The sequence below is a fragment of the Actinomadura sp. NPDC048394 genome, from assembly GCF_040651755.1.
Lineage (GTDB): Bacteria > Actinomycetota > Actinomycetes > Streptosporangiales > Streptosporangiaceae > Spirillospora > Spirillospora montaniterrae.
This window is the reverse complement of the sequence record NZ_JBEZJL010000095.1, coordinates 29,170-42,240: the sequence shown is the minus strand read 5'-3', so window position 1 is coordinate 42,240 and position 13,071 is coordinate 29,170. Positions and strand designations below refer to the sequence as shown.

12 protein-coding genes are annotated in these 13,071 nt (G+C 72.7%); 11 read left to right on the top strand and 1 reads right to left on the bottom strand.

Annotated features, from left to right (window positions below):
- The first annotated feature begins 250 nt into the window (after positions 1 to 250).
- The 3 genes from AB0C78_RS44060 (at position 251) to AB0C78_RS44050 (ending at position 3,054) form a co-directional block, all read left to right on the top strand.
- Entirely contained in the window at positions 251 to 1,126 is an 876-nt protein-coding gene (locus AB0C78_RS44060; protein WP_360760428.1) for an alpha/beta hydrolase, read from the top strand.
- A gap of 200 nt (positions 1,127 to 1,326) precedes the next feature.
- The gene (locus AB0C78_RS44055; RefSeq protein WP_360760425.1) at positions 1,327 to 1,944 is read left to right on the top strand and encodes an NIPSNAP family protein; all 618 of its coding nucleotides are present in this window, start codon (positions 1,327 to 1,329) and stop codon (positions 1,942 to 1,944) included.
- 42 nt (positions 1,945 to 1,986) lie between these two features.
- Positions 1,987 to 3,054, top strand: a complete 1,068-nt coding sequence (locus tag AB0C78_RS44050) for a DUF4037 domain-containing protein (protein ID WP_360760422.1) — start codon at positions 1,987 to 1,989, stop codon at positions 3,052 to 3,054.
- Here the strand turns inward: AB0C78_RS44050 and AB0C78_RS44045 are convergent.
- Positions 3,051 to 4,577, bottom strand: coding sequence for a PucR family transcriptional regulator ligand-binding domain-containing protein (locus AB0C78_RS44045; RefSeq protein ID WP_360760419.1), 1,527 nt, complete (start codon positions 4,575 to 4,577; stop codon positions 3,051 to 3,053). The genes AB0C78_RS44050 and AB0C78_RS44045 overlap by 4 nt on opposite strands.
- Before the next feature lie 174 nt (positions 4,578 to 4,751).
- On the opposite strand from AB0C78_RS44045, the gene uraD reads away from it, so the two are divergent.
- The 8 genes from uraD to AB0C78_RS44005 all read left to right on the top strand — a co-directional run bounded on the left by uraD (position 4,752) and on the right by AB0C78_RS44005 (position 13,057).
- A complete protein-coding gene (gene uraD, locus AB0C78_RS44040) occupies positions 4,752 to 5,252 on the top strand; it encodes a 2-oxo-4-hydroxy-4-carboxy-5-ureidoimidazoline decarboxylase (RefSeq protein ID WP_360760416.1) in 501 nt (166 codons plus the stop codon).
- Positions 5,249 to 5,563 (top strand): hydroxyisourate hydrolase, encoded by a 315-nt coding sequence (gene uraH, locus AB0C78_RS44035; RefSeq protein ID WP_360760413.1) that lies wholly within the window; start codon positions 5,249 to 5,251, stop codon positions 5,561 to 5,563. The genes uraD and uraH overlap by 4 nt, the downstream gene beginning before the upstream one ends.
- A gap of 4 nt (positions 5,564 to 5,567) precedes the next feature.
- Positions 5,568 to 6,434: a factor-independent urate hydroxylase gene (pucL, locus tag AB0C78_RS44030; protein WP_360760410.1), complete on the top strand. Its 867-nt coding sequence runs from the start codon at positions 5,568 to 5,570 to the stop codon at positions 6,432 to 6,434.
- Positions 6,435 to 6,447: 13 nt separating this feature from the next.
- The gene (locus AB0C78_RS44025) at positions 6,448 to 7,320 is read left to right on the top strand and encodes an FAD binding domain-containing protein (RefSeq protein WP_360760407.1); all 873 of its coding nucleotides are present in this window, start codon (positions 6,448 to 6,450) and stop codon (positions 7,318 to 7,320) included.
- Complete coding sequence (locus AB0C78_RS44020; protein WP_360760404.1) at positions 7,320 to 7,805, top strand: (2Fe-2S)-binding protein; 486 nt, start codon at positions 7,320 to 7,322, stop codon at positions 7,803 to 7,805. Before AB0C78_RS44025 ends, AB0C78_RS44020 begins: the two co-directional genes overlap by 1 nt.
- Positions 7,802 to 9,154, top strand: coding sequence for an 8-oxoguanine deaminase (locus tag AB0C78_RS44015; RefSeq protein WP_360760401.1), 1,353 nt, complete (start codon positions 7,802 to 7,804; stop codon positions 9,152 to 9,154). The genes AB0C78_RS44020 and AB0C78_RS44015 overlap by 4 nt, the downstream gene beginning before the upstream one ends.
- Positions 9,155 to 11,476 (top strand): xanthine dehydrogenase subunit D, encoded by a 2,322-nt coding sequence (gene pucD, locus AB0C78_RS44010; protein WP_360760398.1) that lies wholly within the window; start codon positions 9,155 to 9,157, stop codon positions 11,474 to 11,476.
- Positions 11,477 to 11,611: 135 nt separating this feature from the next.
- The gene (locus AB0C78_RS44005; protein ID WP_360760396.1) at positions 11,612 to 13,057 is read left to right on the top strand and encodes an NCS2 family permease; all 1,446 of its coding nucleotides are present in this window, start codon (positions 11,612 to 11,614) and stop codon (positions 13,055 to 13,057) included.
- The last annotated feature ends 14 nt before the right edge of the window (positions 13,058 to 13,071 follow it).

Genomic DNA, 13,071 nt, shown 5'->3' with positions numbered 1-13,071 from the left:
CATCGCGAAGCGACGCCGAAGGCGCCCTTGACTTTGGAGGGGCGGCCCCGTACGCAAGCGCCACCCCACCACCCGAACACCCCTCTTGTGATTCTTTCGAAAACCCCTCGCGTCGAGGCCCGAACGCCCCTCCCGCCAATGCCCCCGAATATCCATCCCCCAACGGGCCCGAGCACCCTTATCCACGGTCTCGCCAGCACCTTGAGCAGAGCCCGGCACGGCCGCGCCGTGATCGCGATGAGTTACGGCCGTGACGACGGTCTGCACCTCCATGGAGACCTTCGTCAAGATCAATAATGTGGCGCTGTGCGCGGAGACGTTCGGGGAACCGGCCGACGTGCCCGTCCTGCTCATCGGCAACACGATGCTCACCTGGCCGGACGAGCTGTGCGAGCGCTTGGCGGCGCTCCGGCGGTTCGTCGTCCGCTACGACCTGCGCGGCACCGGACGATCCGAGGGTTCGGCCGTCGACTACACGTTGCGCGACCTGGTCGCGGACGCGGCCGGGGTGCTGGACGCGCATGGGCTGGGCGCGGCGCATGTCGTCGGGTTCGGGACCGGCGGCTGGATCGCCCAGCTGCTGGCCCTCGACCATCCCGAGCGCGTCGCCAGCCTGACGCTGATCGCGACCCGGCCGACCGCGCCCGGGCCGAACGATGCCGATCTGCCGGAGCACGCACCCGAGGTCACGGCGCATTTCATGAACCGTCCCGCGGTCGACTGGACCGACCGCGGTTCGGTCGTCGAGTTCATGCTGGGGAACGCACGGCGGCTTGCTGGGGCGGGGTTCGACGAGGCCGAGGCGCGGGCGAGGATCGAGCGGATCCATGACCGTGCCGACGTCGTGTCCCGCGACCCGGGGGAGGCGCTTCGCGGGGACCTGATGGGAACGGCGTTCGCCGTGATGGACTGCAAGCCGCGCTGGCGGGAGCGGCTCAACTCGATCACCGCGCCGACTCTGGTGGTGCACGGCGAGGACGACCCGTTCTTCCCGCTCGGCAACGGCCAGGCCCTCGCCGCCGAGATCCCCGGCGCGGAGCTCGTCGTCCTGCCCGGCACCGGCAATGAGCTTCCCCGCCGAACCTGGGACGTGCTCGTCCCGGCGCTGGTTCGCCACACGTCCTGAGTCCGGCGCACGCGTCCTGAGTCCGCCACACGTCCTGAGTCCGGCGCACGCGTCCTGAGTCCGCCACACGTCCTGAGTCCGGCGCTCGCGTCCTGAGTCCGCCACACGAACGCGCCGGGCGGTGGGGTGGCCGGAATTCGGTGGGAAATGGCCGGGGATCGGGTCGTCCGCGGGCGGGCGCGGCGACGACGCTGGGGGCCGTGGACGTGATCGAGTTGCGGCAGTACAGGCTGCGCCCGGGCCGGCGGGACGAGCTGATCGAGCTGTTCGACCGGGAGCTGGTGGAGCCGCAGGAGGCGGCGGGCATGACGGTGCTCGGCCAGTTCCGGGACCTGGACGATCCCGACAGGTTCGTCTGGATAAGGGCGTTCGAGGATCTGAGCCGGCGCGGCGAGGCGTTGCGCGCGTTCTACTTCGGCCCGGTGTGGAAGGCGCATCGCGAGCAGGCGAACGCGACGATGCTGGACTCGTCGGATGCGCGGCTCTTGCGGCCGCTGCGTCCGGTCCCCGAGCCAGGGCCGCGGCCGCCGGTCGGGGCGCCGGATCCGGGGGGTCTGGTCTTCGCGTTCCTGTGGTCGTTCGGCGAGCGGCTTGCGGAGGTCGAGCAGATGATGCTGGACGAGGTCGTTCCGCTGTACGGCAAGGACGCGCTGGCCCTGGCGACGCTGGAGGCGGAGAACGACTTCCCGGCGCTGCCCGTCCGCACAGGTGACGGCCACATCGTCGTGATCGCGTCGGAGCGGGTGAAGCTTCCCGGCGGGGTGCCGGAGCCGCGGGTGCTGAGGCTGGCGCCCACCGGCAGGTCGCTGCTGCGCTGAAATGGTTGGCCCGGCCGGTGCCCGATCTGCTGGGGTGGGCGGGTGGACGGTGATCTGCGCGGCGCGGAGCTGGCCCGCGCGTACTACGGCGATCTCGTGCGGCCGTTGCTGGACGCGCACTTCCCGGGCCTGCGGTATGCGGCGGCGCGGCTCGGTTCCGGGTCGGACGTGCTGGGGTTCGACGACGCGACCAGCCGCGACCACGACTGGGGCTGCCGGTTGACGCTGCTGCTGGACGACGCGCAGGCGGATGCGGCGCCGGACGTGACGGCGATGCTCGAACGCGAACTCCCCGACCGGTACCGCGGCCACCCGGTGCGGTTCCCGGTGACCTGGGACGAGACCGTGTCCCACAAGGTGGAGGTGTCGGCCGTCGGCGCGTTCTGCCGGTCCCGGCTGGGCGTCGATCCGACCGGCGGGCTGTCGGTGCTCGACTGGCTGTGCCTGGTGGGCCAGTGCGTCCTGGAGGTGACCGCCGGGCCGGTGTTCGAGGACCGGACCCCGACGCTGGCGGGGATCCGCGCGACGCTCCGCCGCTATCCGCCGGACGTCGAGCGGTACGTCCTGGCGGCGTGGTGGCGGCGCGCGTCGCAGTGGCTGCCGGTCGTCGGCCGGACGGCGGCGCGCGGTGACGAGACCGGTTCGCGGATCCTGGCGGCGCGGGTCGCCGAGGATCTGATGCGGCTGGCGTTCACGCTGTCCGGCGCGTGGGTGCCGTACGGCAAGTGGCGCGGCACCGCCTTCAGGGAGCTGCCGATCGCGAGGGATCTCGCGGGCCCGCTCGATACGGCCGTCGCCGCGGGCGGCAGGCGGGACAGGGAGGCGGCGCTGGCGGAGGCGGCCGAGATCCTCCTGCGCGCCCAGCGTGAGCGCGGGCTGCCGGCGCCGGAGAAGGCGATCGCTCCGTTCTGGGACCGCCCCTACTGGATGATCGACACCGCCGTCGTCGACGGGCTCGTCGCGGGCATCGGCGATCCAGAGGTCGCCGGGCTGCGGCCGGGCATCGGTTCCGTCGAGCAGTGGGTGGACAGCGTGGACGTTCTCGGGCATGCCGACCGCCGCGCCGCGCTCCAGGTCGCCTACCGCACCTGGATGGAGCGCGGCCTCTAGGACAGCCGGAGCGCCAGGAAGAAGTCGACGCGGTCCTCGAGCCGGGTCAGGTCGCGGCCGGTCAGGTCCTGGATGCGCTGGATCCGGTACCGGACGGAGTTGACGTGCAGGTGCAGCTGCTCGGCGCACTTCGTCCACGAGCCGGAGTTCTGCAGGAACGTCTCCAGGGTCCGGATCAGGTCGGCCTTGTGGACCTCGTCGTATTTCCGCAGCGGGTCGAGCAGCCGCACCTGGAACATCTGCCGGACGTCCTCGGGCACGGTCGCGAGCAGCAGGACGTGCGTGGCGAGCTCGTCGTGCCGGACGACGCACACAGGGTCGGTGCGCCCGGACGCGAGGCGGCGCGCGTAGCGGGCCTCGTCCACGGCTCCGCGCAGCTCGCCGGCCCCGACGACGTCGCTGACCCCGACCGTGATCCCGGCGCCGGCCAACCCCGGTGCCAGCGCGTCGAGCGCGGTCTGGACCGAGGCGGCGACGTCCGGCGCCGCCTCGCCGGAAACGGGGACGGGGACGAGCGCGACGGCCTCGTCGTCCAGCAGCCCGACGACGGGGCGCGGCACGGGCATGACCTCGCCGAGGACGGACCGCAGTTCCCCGGGCCGCAGCGTCCCGCGCCCGGCGGCGGCGACCGCGACGTAGGAGGCGTGCGGGTCGAGCCCGGCGAGCTCCAGCCGCGGGACGATCTCGTCGGCGGCCGCGGCGGACACCACCAGCCGGACGAGCTCCTGCGCGAGCCGCCCCTCGACGCTGAGCCGGTCGTCCAGCCGGGCCCGCTCCAGCGCGGCGATCGCGGCGAGCTCGGTGGTGAGGGCGCGGCGCTCGGCGGGCCAGTCGGCGTGGTCGCCCTCGCAGGCGACGAACCAGTCCGCGACGCGGGAGGTGGTGTCCTCCGCGACGGGGAAGATCGACACGCCGGGGGCGGCGGCGTGGTGCGGGAGCCGCGGCGCGGTGAGGAAGGCGCGGGCGAGCGCGGCGCCGTCCGGGGCGCCGGGCGGGCCGGCGACGACGCGTCCGGTGGCGGTCAGCACCCAGCAGCGCATGCCGAGGTCGCGGCCGACGAGGTCGAGGACGGCGCCGAGGCCGGCGCCCTCGCTCATCCCGGCGACGAGCCGGCGGTGCCGGTCCAGGACGGCGGTGAGGTCGGCGGCGCGGGCGCCGGACAGGTGCCGGACGACCTCCTCGGTGACGGTCGCGAACGCGACGTCCTCGGGGACCTTGAACAGCGGGATCCGGTGCCGGCGGCAGGCGTCGACGAGGTCGCCGGGGATGGTGCCGGTGGCGAGGTCCCAGGCGGCCAGCGCGGACACCCCGGCCTGGGCGAGCGCGCGGACGAACACCTCGGAGTCGGCCGGTTCGGACCGCCAGACCAGGCCGGTCAGGACCAGCTCGCGGCCGCCGAGGTACCGCCCGGGGTCCAGCAGGTCGGTGGTGACCACCCAGGTGATCGCCCGGTCGAGCAGGTCGTCGCCGGTGACGACCTCGAGCCGCAGCTCCGGCATGTCGAGCAGCGCGCGCAGCTTCATAGAACCAGTTAACTCACCGTTCACCGGGCCGGGTGTCAACGGCTCGCGCCCGCGATTGGAGCAACGCACGAAAACACCGGCGTGAGCAGGGTCACAGTTCGGACGTCCTGTCCCTTCACCCGGCGCCCGGTTGCCGTATCTACTGGCGGCAATGACGGAGACAGGGAGGTGCCGGTGAGGGAACGGCTCGACGTCACGGAGGGCGGGCTGCTGGCGTGCTGCGCGTCCCGCCGCTGGGCGGCCGAGGTCGCGGCCGGACGGCCCTACGCGGATCTCGCGGAGCTGCGGGCCGCGTCGGCGGCGGCGCTCGCGGGCCTGGACTGGGCGGATGTGGAGGAGGCGCTCGCCGCGCATCCCCGCATCGGCGAGCGGATCAGGGACGCGGGCCGGGAGGCGGCGTGGTCGCGGAGCGAGCAGTCGGGGATGGACGCGGCGGCGGTGGAGCTGCGGGCGGCGCTGGTGGAGGGCAACCGGGCCTACGAGGAGCGGTTCGGGCACGTCTTCCTGATCTGCGCGACCGGTCTCAGCGCCGCCGAGATGCTCGCCGCGCTGCGCGAGCGCCTCGGCAACGGCGCCGAGGCAGAGCGGGCGGCCGTCCGGACCGAGCTGGCGAAGATCGTCGACCTGCGGCTGGCGAGGCTCGCCGCCGCGCCGGGCACCGAGGGGGAGCGATGAGCCTGTCCACGCACGTGCTGGACGCGGCGAAGGGCCTGCCGGCGGCGGGCGTCGCGGTCCGGCTCGACCGGCGGGAGCCGGACGGAACCTGGACGGTGGTCGCGCAGGCCCGCACCGACGCCGACGGCCGGATCAAGGAGTGGGGCGCCGAGCCGGGCACCGGGGTGCACCGGCTGGTGTTCGACACCGCGGGCCTGTCCGACTTCTACCCGGAGGTCACCGTCGCGTTCACGATCGACGACGCCGGGCGGCACTACCACGTCCCGTTGCTGCTGAGCCCGTTCGCCTACTCGACCTACCGAGGGAGCTAACCCGATGGCCATCGTTCTCGGCCCCAACCGCTACGGGAAGGCGGAGGTCCGCGTCGTCCGCGTGACGAGGGACGGCGGGACGCACCGCATCCGGGACCTGAACGTCGGGGTGTTCCTGTCCGGTGACATGGACGAGGTGCATCTGACCGGTGACAACGCCGCCGTGCTGACGACCGACACGCACAAGAACACCGTGTTCGCGTTCGCGAAGAAGTACGGGATCGGGGAGCTGGAGGAGTTCGGGCTGCTGCTGGCGCGCCATTTCGTGGACTCGCAGCCGACCATTCACCACGCCCGCGTGCAGCTTGAGGAGTACGCGTGGGACCGCATCACCGGCCCGCACTCGTTCGTCAAGGGCGGCACGGAGGTGCGGACGGCGGTGGTCCACAGCGACGGCTCCGACGGCGCCGAGTCGGTGGTCTCCGGCCTCAAGGACCTGACCGTCCTGAACTCGACCGGCAGCGAGTTCCACGGGTTCGTCGAGGACGAGTTCACGACGCTCGAACCGACCAACGACCGGATCCTCGCGACGGCGGTGACGGCGCAATGGCGGCACCGCGGCACCGACTCGAAATGGGACGAGTCTTACGCGGCCGCCCGCAAAGCCCTCCTCGACGCATTCGCCACGACGCACAGCCTGTCCCTTCAGCAGACGCTCTATGCGATGGGACGCCGGGCGCTGGAGGAACGTCCGGAACTGTGCGAGGTGCGGATGTCGATGCCGAACAAGCACCATTTCCTCGTCGATCTGGAGCCGTTCGGAATGGACAACGACAACGAGGTCTACTTCGCGGCGGACCGCCCGTACGGGCTGATCGAGGGCACCGTGCTCACCGACGACGCCCCGGACGCCCCGTCCGCCTGGCACTGAAGGAGGCGGCGACATGGACTTTCTGCGCCCGGCGACCTGGGCGGACGCCCTGGCCGCGAAGCGCGAGACGCCGGCGGCGCTGCCGATCCAGGGCGGCACCGACGTCATGGTGGAGATCAACTTCGACGTGCACCGGCCGGCGGCGCTGCTGGACCTGAACCGGGTCCGCGAGCTGACGGAGTGGGACGAGGTGGACGGCCGCCTGCGGATCGGCGCCGGCGTCCCGTACGTGCGGGTGATCGGCGAGCTGGGGGACCGGCTGCCGGGCCTCGCGCAGGCGTCCCGGACGGTCGGGTCCCCGCAGATCCGCAACCGCGGCTCGATCGGCGGCAACCTCGGCGCCGCGTCGCCCGCCGGCGACAGCCACCCGCCGCTGCTGGCCGGGGACGCGGTGATCGAGGTGGAGTCGGCGGAGCGCGGCGTCCGGATGATCCCGGCGACGGAGTTCTACCTGGGCGTGAAGCGGAACGCGCTGGAGCCGGACGAGCTGATCCGCGCGATCTGGACCGCGCCCGCGCCCGGCCCGCAGTACTTCTCCAAGATCGGCACGCGGAACGCGATGGTGATCGCGGTGTGCTCGTTCGCGGTCGCGCTGCATCCGCAGGAGCGCCGCGTCGGCACGGGCGTCGGCTCCGCCGCCCCGACCCCCCGCCGCGCGACCGCCGCCGAGGAGTTCGTCTCGAACGAACTCGACTGGGACGGCCGCGGCCCGCTCTCCGACGCGGTGGCGCAGCGGTTCGGCGAGCTCGTCCGCGAGGCCGCCGCGCCGATCGACGACGTGCGCGGCACCGCCGACTACCGCAAGCACGCCCTGGCGGTGATGGCGCGCCGCACGCTGACCTGGGCCTGGAACGACCACCGCGCCGAGCGAAGGGAGGCTTCCTGATGCGCGTGAACGTCACCGTCAACGGCTCGGAGGAGACCGTCGACGATGTGTGGGAGGGCGAGAGCCTGCTCTACATGCTGCGGGAGCGGATGGGCCTCCCCGGCTCGAAGAACGCCTGCGAGCAGGGCGAATGCGGTTCCTGCACGGTGTACCTCGACGGCGTCCCGGCCTGCGCGTGCCTCGTCGCGGCGGGCCAGGCGGAGGGACGCGAGGTCCGCACCGTCGAAGGCCTGGCGGAAGGGCAGCCCGGCGACGAGCGGCTCGACCCCGTCCAGCAGGCGTTCGTGGAGGCGGGCGCCGTCCAGTGCGGGTTCTGCACGCCCGGCCTGATCGTCCAGTCCCACGACCTGATCGAACGCAACCCCGCGCCGTCCGACGCCGAGATCCGCGAGGCGCTGGCCGGCAACCTGTGCCGCTGCACCGGCTACGAGAAGATCCTCGACGCGGTGCGGCTGGCGGCCCGGCGAAAGGCTACACACCCGTGACGACCATCATCGAGAACGCGCACGTCGTGACCGTGTCGGGGGACGAGCACCCCGGCGGCCACCTCGTGATCGAGGGCGACCGGATCACCGCCGTCGGCGCCGGCCCCGCGCCGGAGATCGCAGGCGCCGACCGGATCGACGGGACCGGCTGCCTCGCCACGCCCGGCCTGGTCAACGCGCACCACCACCTGTACCAGTGGGCGAGCCAGGGCCTGGCCACCGACAACACGCTGTTCGAGTGGCTCACCACCCTGTACAAGCCGTGGTCGAAGATGGACGCCGAGGTCGTCGCGGGCGCGGCGAGCGCGGGGCTCGGGTGGCTCGCCAAGTCCGGCTGCACCACCTCGTCCGACCACCACTACCTGTTCCCGCGCGGGCGCGGCGACCTGTTCGCCGCCGAGATCGAGGCGGCGGCCGAGCTGGGCGTCCGGTTCCAGCCGTGCCGCGGGTCGATGGACCGCGGCGAGTCGCAGGGCGGCCTCCCGCCGGACGAGGTCGTCGAGGACCTCGACACGATCCTCGCCGAGACCGCGGCGGCCATCGACCGCTACCACGACGCCTCGTTCGGCTCGATGCTGCGCGTCTCGGTCGCGCCGTGCTCCCCGTTCTCCGTCACCCGCGACCTGCTCGTCCGGTCGGCGGAGCTGGCGCGCGACAAGGGCGTCCGGCTGCACACCCACCTCGCCGAGACCCTCGACGAGGAGGAGCACACCAACGAGCACTTCGGGATGACCCCGACCGAGTACATGGACTCGATCGGCTGGCTCGGCCCGGACGTGTGGCTCGCGCACTGCGTCCACCTGCACGACACCGACATCAAGCGGCTCGCCGAGACGGGCACCGGCACCGCGCACTGCCCGAGCTCCAACGCCCGCCTCGGCGCCGGCATCGCGCGCGTCTCGCACCTGCTGGAGGCGGGCGCGACGGTCGGGATGGGCGTGGACGGGTCGGCGTCGGCGGAGTTCGTCCCGCTCGCCGGGGAGATCCGGCAGGCGGTCTACATGCAGCGCGCCCGCTACGGGCCGACCGCGCTGACCGCCCGGCAGGCGCTGGAGATGGCGACGCTCGGCGGCGCCCGCTGCCTCGGCCGCGAGAACGAGATCGGCACCCTCGAACCCGGCAAGCTCGCCGACGTCGCGCTGTGGCGGGTCGACGGCTTCCACGCCGCCGTCGACGACCCGGTGGTCGCGTTCGCGTTCGGCGGCACCCCGCCGCTGGAGCGGCTGCTCGTCGGCGGCCGGACGATCGTCGCCGCCGACACGCTCGTCTCCGTCCCGCAGGACGTGGTCGGGCGGCGCGGCGCCGACGCCCACCGGCGCCTCATGCGACTCGCGGAGGAGGTCCTGTAGATGGCGGCCCCTGTGAAGAGCCCTGGCCACGTCGTGGCGCCCGGCATCGGCGGCGTCGGCGACAGCCCGCTGCGCCCCGACGGCACGTTGAAGGTCGCCGGCGAGTTCGCGTACGCGTCCGACCTGTGGATGGACGGGATGCTGTGGGGCGCGACGCTGCGCAGCCCGCACCCGCGCGCCCGCATCCGCTCGATCGACATCGGGCCCGCGCTGGCGACGCCGGGCGTGCACGCCGTCCTCACCCACGAGGACGTCCCCGGCAAGAAGGTGTACGGCGAGGACCACACCGAGGACCAGCCCGTCCTCGCCATCGGGGAGGTCCGGCACCAGGGCGAGCCGATCGCGGTCGTCGCCGCCGACCACCCGGAGATCGCGCGCCGCGCCATGGAGCGCATCGCCGTCGACTACGAGGTGCTGGAGCCGATCACCGACCCGCGCGCCGTGATCGCCGACCCGGAGCGGCTGAAGGTGCAGCCGCTCGGCGGCATCACCCGGCACCAGCCGGTCCGCGTCGGAGACGTCGACGCCGCGCGCGCTCTGGCCGACGTCGTCGTGTCGGAGGAGTTCGAGGTCGGCATCCAGGACCAGGCGTTCCTCGGGCCGGAGGCCGGCCTGGCGATCCCGTCCGAGGACGGCGGCGTCGACCTGTACGTCTCCACGCAGTGGATGCACAACGACCTGTCGCAGATCGCGCCGTGCCTCGGCCTGGACGAGTCGCAGGTGCACATGACGCTCGCCGGTGTCGGCGGCGCGTTCGGCGGCCGCGAGGACCTCTCCGTGCAGATCCACGCGGCGATGCTCGCCCTGCACACCGGGAAGCCGGTGAAGATGTCGTACAACCGGTACGAGTCGTTCTTCGGGCACGTCCACCGGCACCCTGCATTCATGCGGTACGAGTACGGTGCCACGGCGGACGGGAAGCTCGTCTACGCCGACGTGGAGATCATCCTGGACGGCGGCGCGTACACCTCGTCCACCCGGAACGTCACCGGGAACGCCGCGTCGCTCGGCGTCGGCCCGTACGAGATCCCCAACATCAAGATCGACGCGTACGGGGTGTACACGAACAACCCGCCGTGCGGCGCGATGCGCGGGTTCGGTGCGGTGCAGGCGTGCTTCGCCTACGAGTCGATGATGGACAAGGTCGGCGCCGCCTGCGGGCTGAGCCCGGTCGAGATCCGCCGCCGCAACGCCGTCTCGCAGGGCTCGGAGCTCGCGACCGGCCAGGTCATCGAGTCGCCGGCGCCGCTCGCGGAGATGCTGACGCGGCTGGAGGCGATGCCGATGCCGCCGGCCTTGGACGCGTCTGACATCCGGAACCTGCCCGGCGGCGCGTCCCAGACCACGCACGGCGAGGGCGTCGTGCGCGGCGTCGGCTACGGCGTCGGGATCAAGAACATCTGCTTCTCCGAGGGCTTCGACGACTTCTCCACGGCCCGCGTCCGGCTGGAGGTCATCGGCGGCGAGCCGACCGCGCTCGTGCACACCGCCGCCGCCGAGGTCGGGCAGGGACTCGTCACCGTCCAGGCGCAGGTCGCGCGGACCGAGCTGGGCGTCCAGAAGGTCACCATCGCGCCCGCGGACAACAAGGTCGGCGACGCGGGCTCGTCCAGCGCGTCCCGCCAGTCGTACATGTCCGGCGGCGCCGTCAAGACCGCCTGCGAGGCCGTCCGCGCCGAACTGCTCGCGCGCGCCGCCCGCCGGTACGGCCACGACGACCTGTCCGCGATCGGCGGAAAGATCGTCTCCCGGGCGGCCGGGGTGCTCGGCAGCATCGAGGACGTCCTCGGCGACGACGCCATCGAGGAGACCCGCGAGTTCCACCACCGCCCCACCACCGGCATGGACCCGGTCACCGGCCAGGGCGTCACCCACACCCAGCTCGCCCTGTGCGTGCACCGCGCCGTCGTCGACGTGGACGCCGACCTCGGCCTGGTCAAGGTGGTCGAGATGGCCGCCGTCCAGGACGTCGGGAAGATCCTCAACCGGCTGTCGCTGGAGGGCCAGATCCACGGCGGCTCCGCGCAGGGCCTCGGCCTCGCCGTGATGGAGGAGATCGTCGTGTCCGGCGGCTTCGTCCGGAACCCGTCCTTCACCGACTACCTCATCCCGACCATCCTCGACATGCCGCCGATGCGGCTCGACATCCTCGAGAACCCCGACCCGGACGCCCCATACGGGCTCCGCGGCGCCGGAGAGCCACCCACGCTCTCCTCCACGCCCGCGATCGTCGCCGCCATCCGCGACGCCACGGGCAGAGCGCTCACCCGAGTGCCGGTTCGACCGGAGCACATCATCAGGGAGTCTCCGGCCAGCGATTGATCAACAGGGGCGGCCCGCGCTCCGTCTCGGGGGACGGCGCGGGCATCCACCCCACAACCGCACCCGATCGACCAGCACGGACGGCCCGCGGGGCCGCGCCGGTAGTCGATCACGCCCTAGAGGAGGGCACGAACCGTGACCGAGACCCAGGAGAGGCTTCCGGAGAAGCCGTCCACCCCCGACCGTTCCGCGCTCGACCGGTTCTTCGACCTGCGCGGGCGGGGCACCACCGTCGCCCGCGAGGTGCGCGGCGGGCTCACCACCTTCGTCGCGATGGCCTACCTGGTCATCCTCATCCCGCTGATCATCGGTGACGCGAAGGACGTCACCGGCGCCACGCTGGACCCCGCGCAGCTCACCACGATGGTCGCGCTGTCGGCCGGGCTGACGACGCTGCTGATGGGCCTGGTCGGCAACGCCCCACTGGCGATGGCGGCCGGGCTCGGCGTGACGCCGATCGTGGTGTTCCAGGCCGCGCCGCACATGACGTGGCCGCAGGCGATGGGCCTGGTCGTGCTGGAGGGCGTGGTGATCGTGCTGTTCGCGGTCACCGGGATCCGGCAGCTGATCATGGACGCGATCCCGCTGGCGATCAAGCAGGCGATCGGCGTCGGCATCGGCGCGTTCATCGCGCTGATCGGCCTGGTGGACGCCGGGTTCGTCGGCCACCACGACACCGCGTCCACGCCCGTCCAGCTCGGCGTGTTCGGGCAGCTCGTCGGCTGGCCGGTGCTGGTGTTCTGCGCCGGCCTGGTGCTGACGCTCGTGCTGTTCATCCGCCGGGTGCCGGGCGCGATCCTGATCGGCATCGTCGCCGCGACCGTGTTCGCCGTCATCGTCGACAAGGTCGCGAAGGTGGACCCGAAGTCCTGGGGCGCGGTCGAGCCGAAGCTGCCGCACTCGGTCGTCGCGACGCCCGACTTCGGGCTGATGTTCAAGGTCGACCTGTTCGGCGGGTTCGGCCGGGCCGGCGTCGTCACCGCGACGGTCGTGCTGTTCACGCTGGTCCTGTCCGGGTTCTTCGACGCGATGGGGACGATCCTCGGCGTCTGCGAGGAGGCCGGGATGACCGACGAGAACGGCAGGCTGCCCGGCCTCAGCCGCATCCTCACCGTGGACGGGTTCGGCGCGATCGTCGGCGGCGGCGTCAACGGCTCGGCGAACACCGCGGTCGTGGAGTCGGCGGCGGGCGTCGCCGAGGGCGCCCGCACCGGCCTCGCCAGCGTCGTCACCGGCCTGCTGCTCACCGCGCTGATCTTCCTGACGCCGCTCGCCGGGGTCGTCCCGGTCGGCGCCGCCGCGCCCGCCCTGGTCGTCGTCGGCGCGCTGATGATGGCGCACGCCCGCAAGATCGACTGGGCCGACATGGAGATCGCCATCCCGGCGTTCCTCACCATCGTGCTGATGCCGTTCACGTACTCGATCACGGTCGGCGTCGCCGCCGGCGTGCTCGCCTACACCCTGCTCAAGGTCGCGCGCGGGAGGTTCGCGGAGATCCACTGGCTGCTGTACCCGCTGTCGCTGGTGTTCGTCGCCTACTTCGCCCTGCATCCGATCGAGGAAGCCCTCGGGATCAAGTGAGGCCCCGGGAGAGA

Coding starts and splice junctions, on each gene's coding strand:
- AB0C78_RS44045 (WP_360760419.1), bottom strand. CDS start 4,577: ATGAAGCTGCGCGCGCTGCTCGACATGCCGGAGCTGCGGCTCGAGGTC.
- uraH (WP_360760413.1), top strand. CDS start 5,249: ATGAGCCTGTCCACGCACGTGCTGGACGCGGCGAAGGGCCTGCCGGCG.
- pucL (WP_360760410.1), top strand. CDS start 5,568: ATGGCCATCGTTCTCGGCCCCAACCGCTACGGGAAGGCGGAGGTCCGC.
- AB0C78_RS44025 (WP_360760407.1), top strand. CDS start 6,448: ATGGACTTTCTGCGCCCGGCGACCTGGGCGGACGCCCTGGCCGCGAAG.
- AB0C78_RS44020 (WP_360760404.1), top strand. CDS start 7,320: ATGCGCGTGAACGTCACCGTCAACGGCTCGGAGGAGACCGTCGACGAT.
- pucD (WP_360760398.1), top strand. CDS start 9,155: ATGGCGGCCCCTGTGAAGAGCCCTGGCCACGTCGTGGCGCCCGGCATC.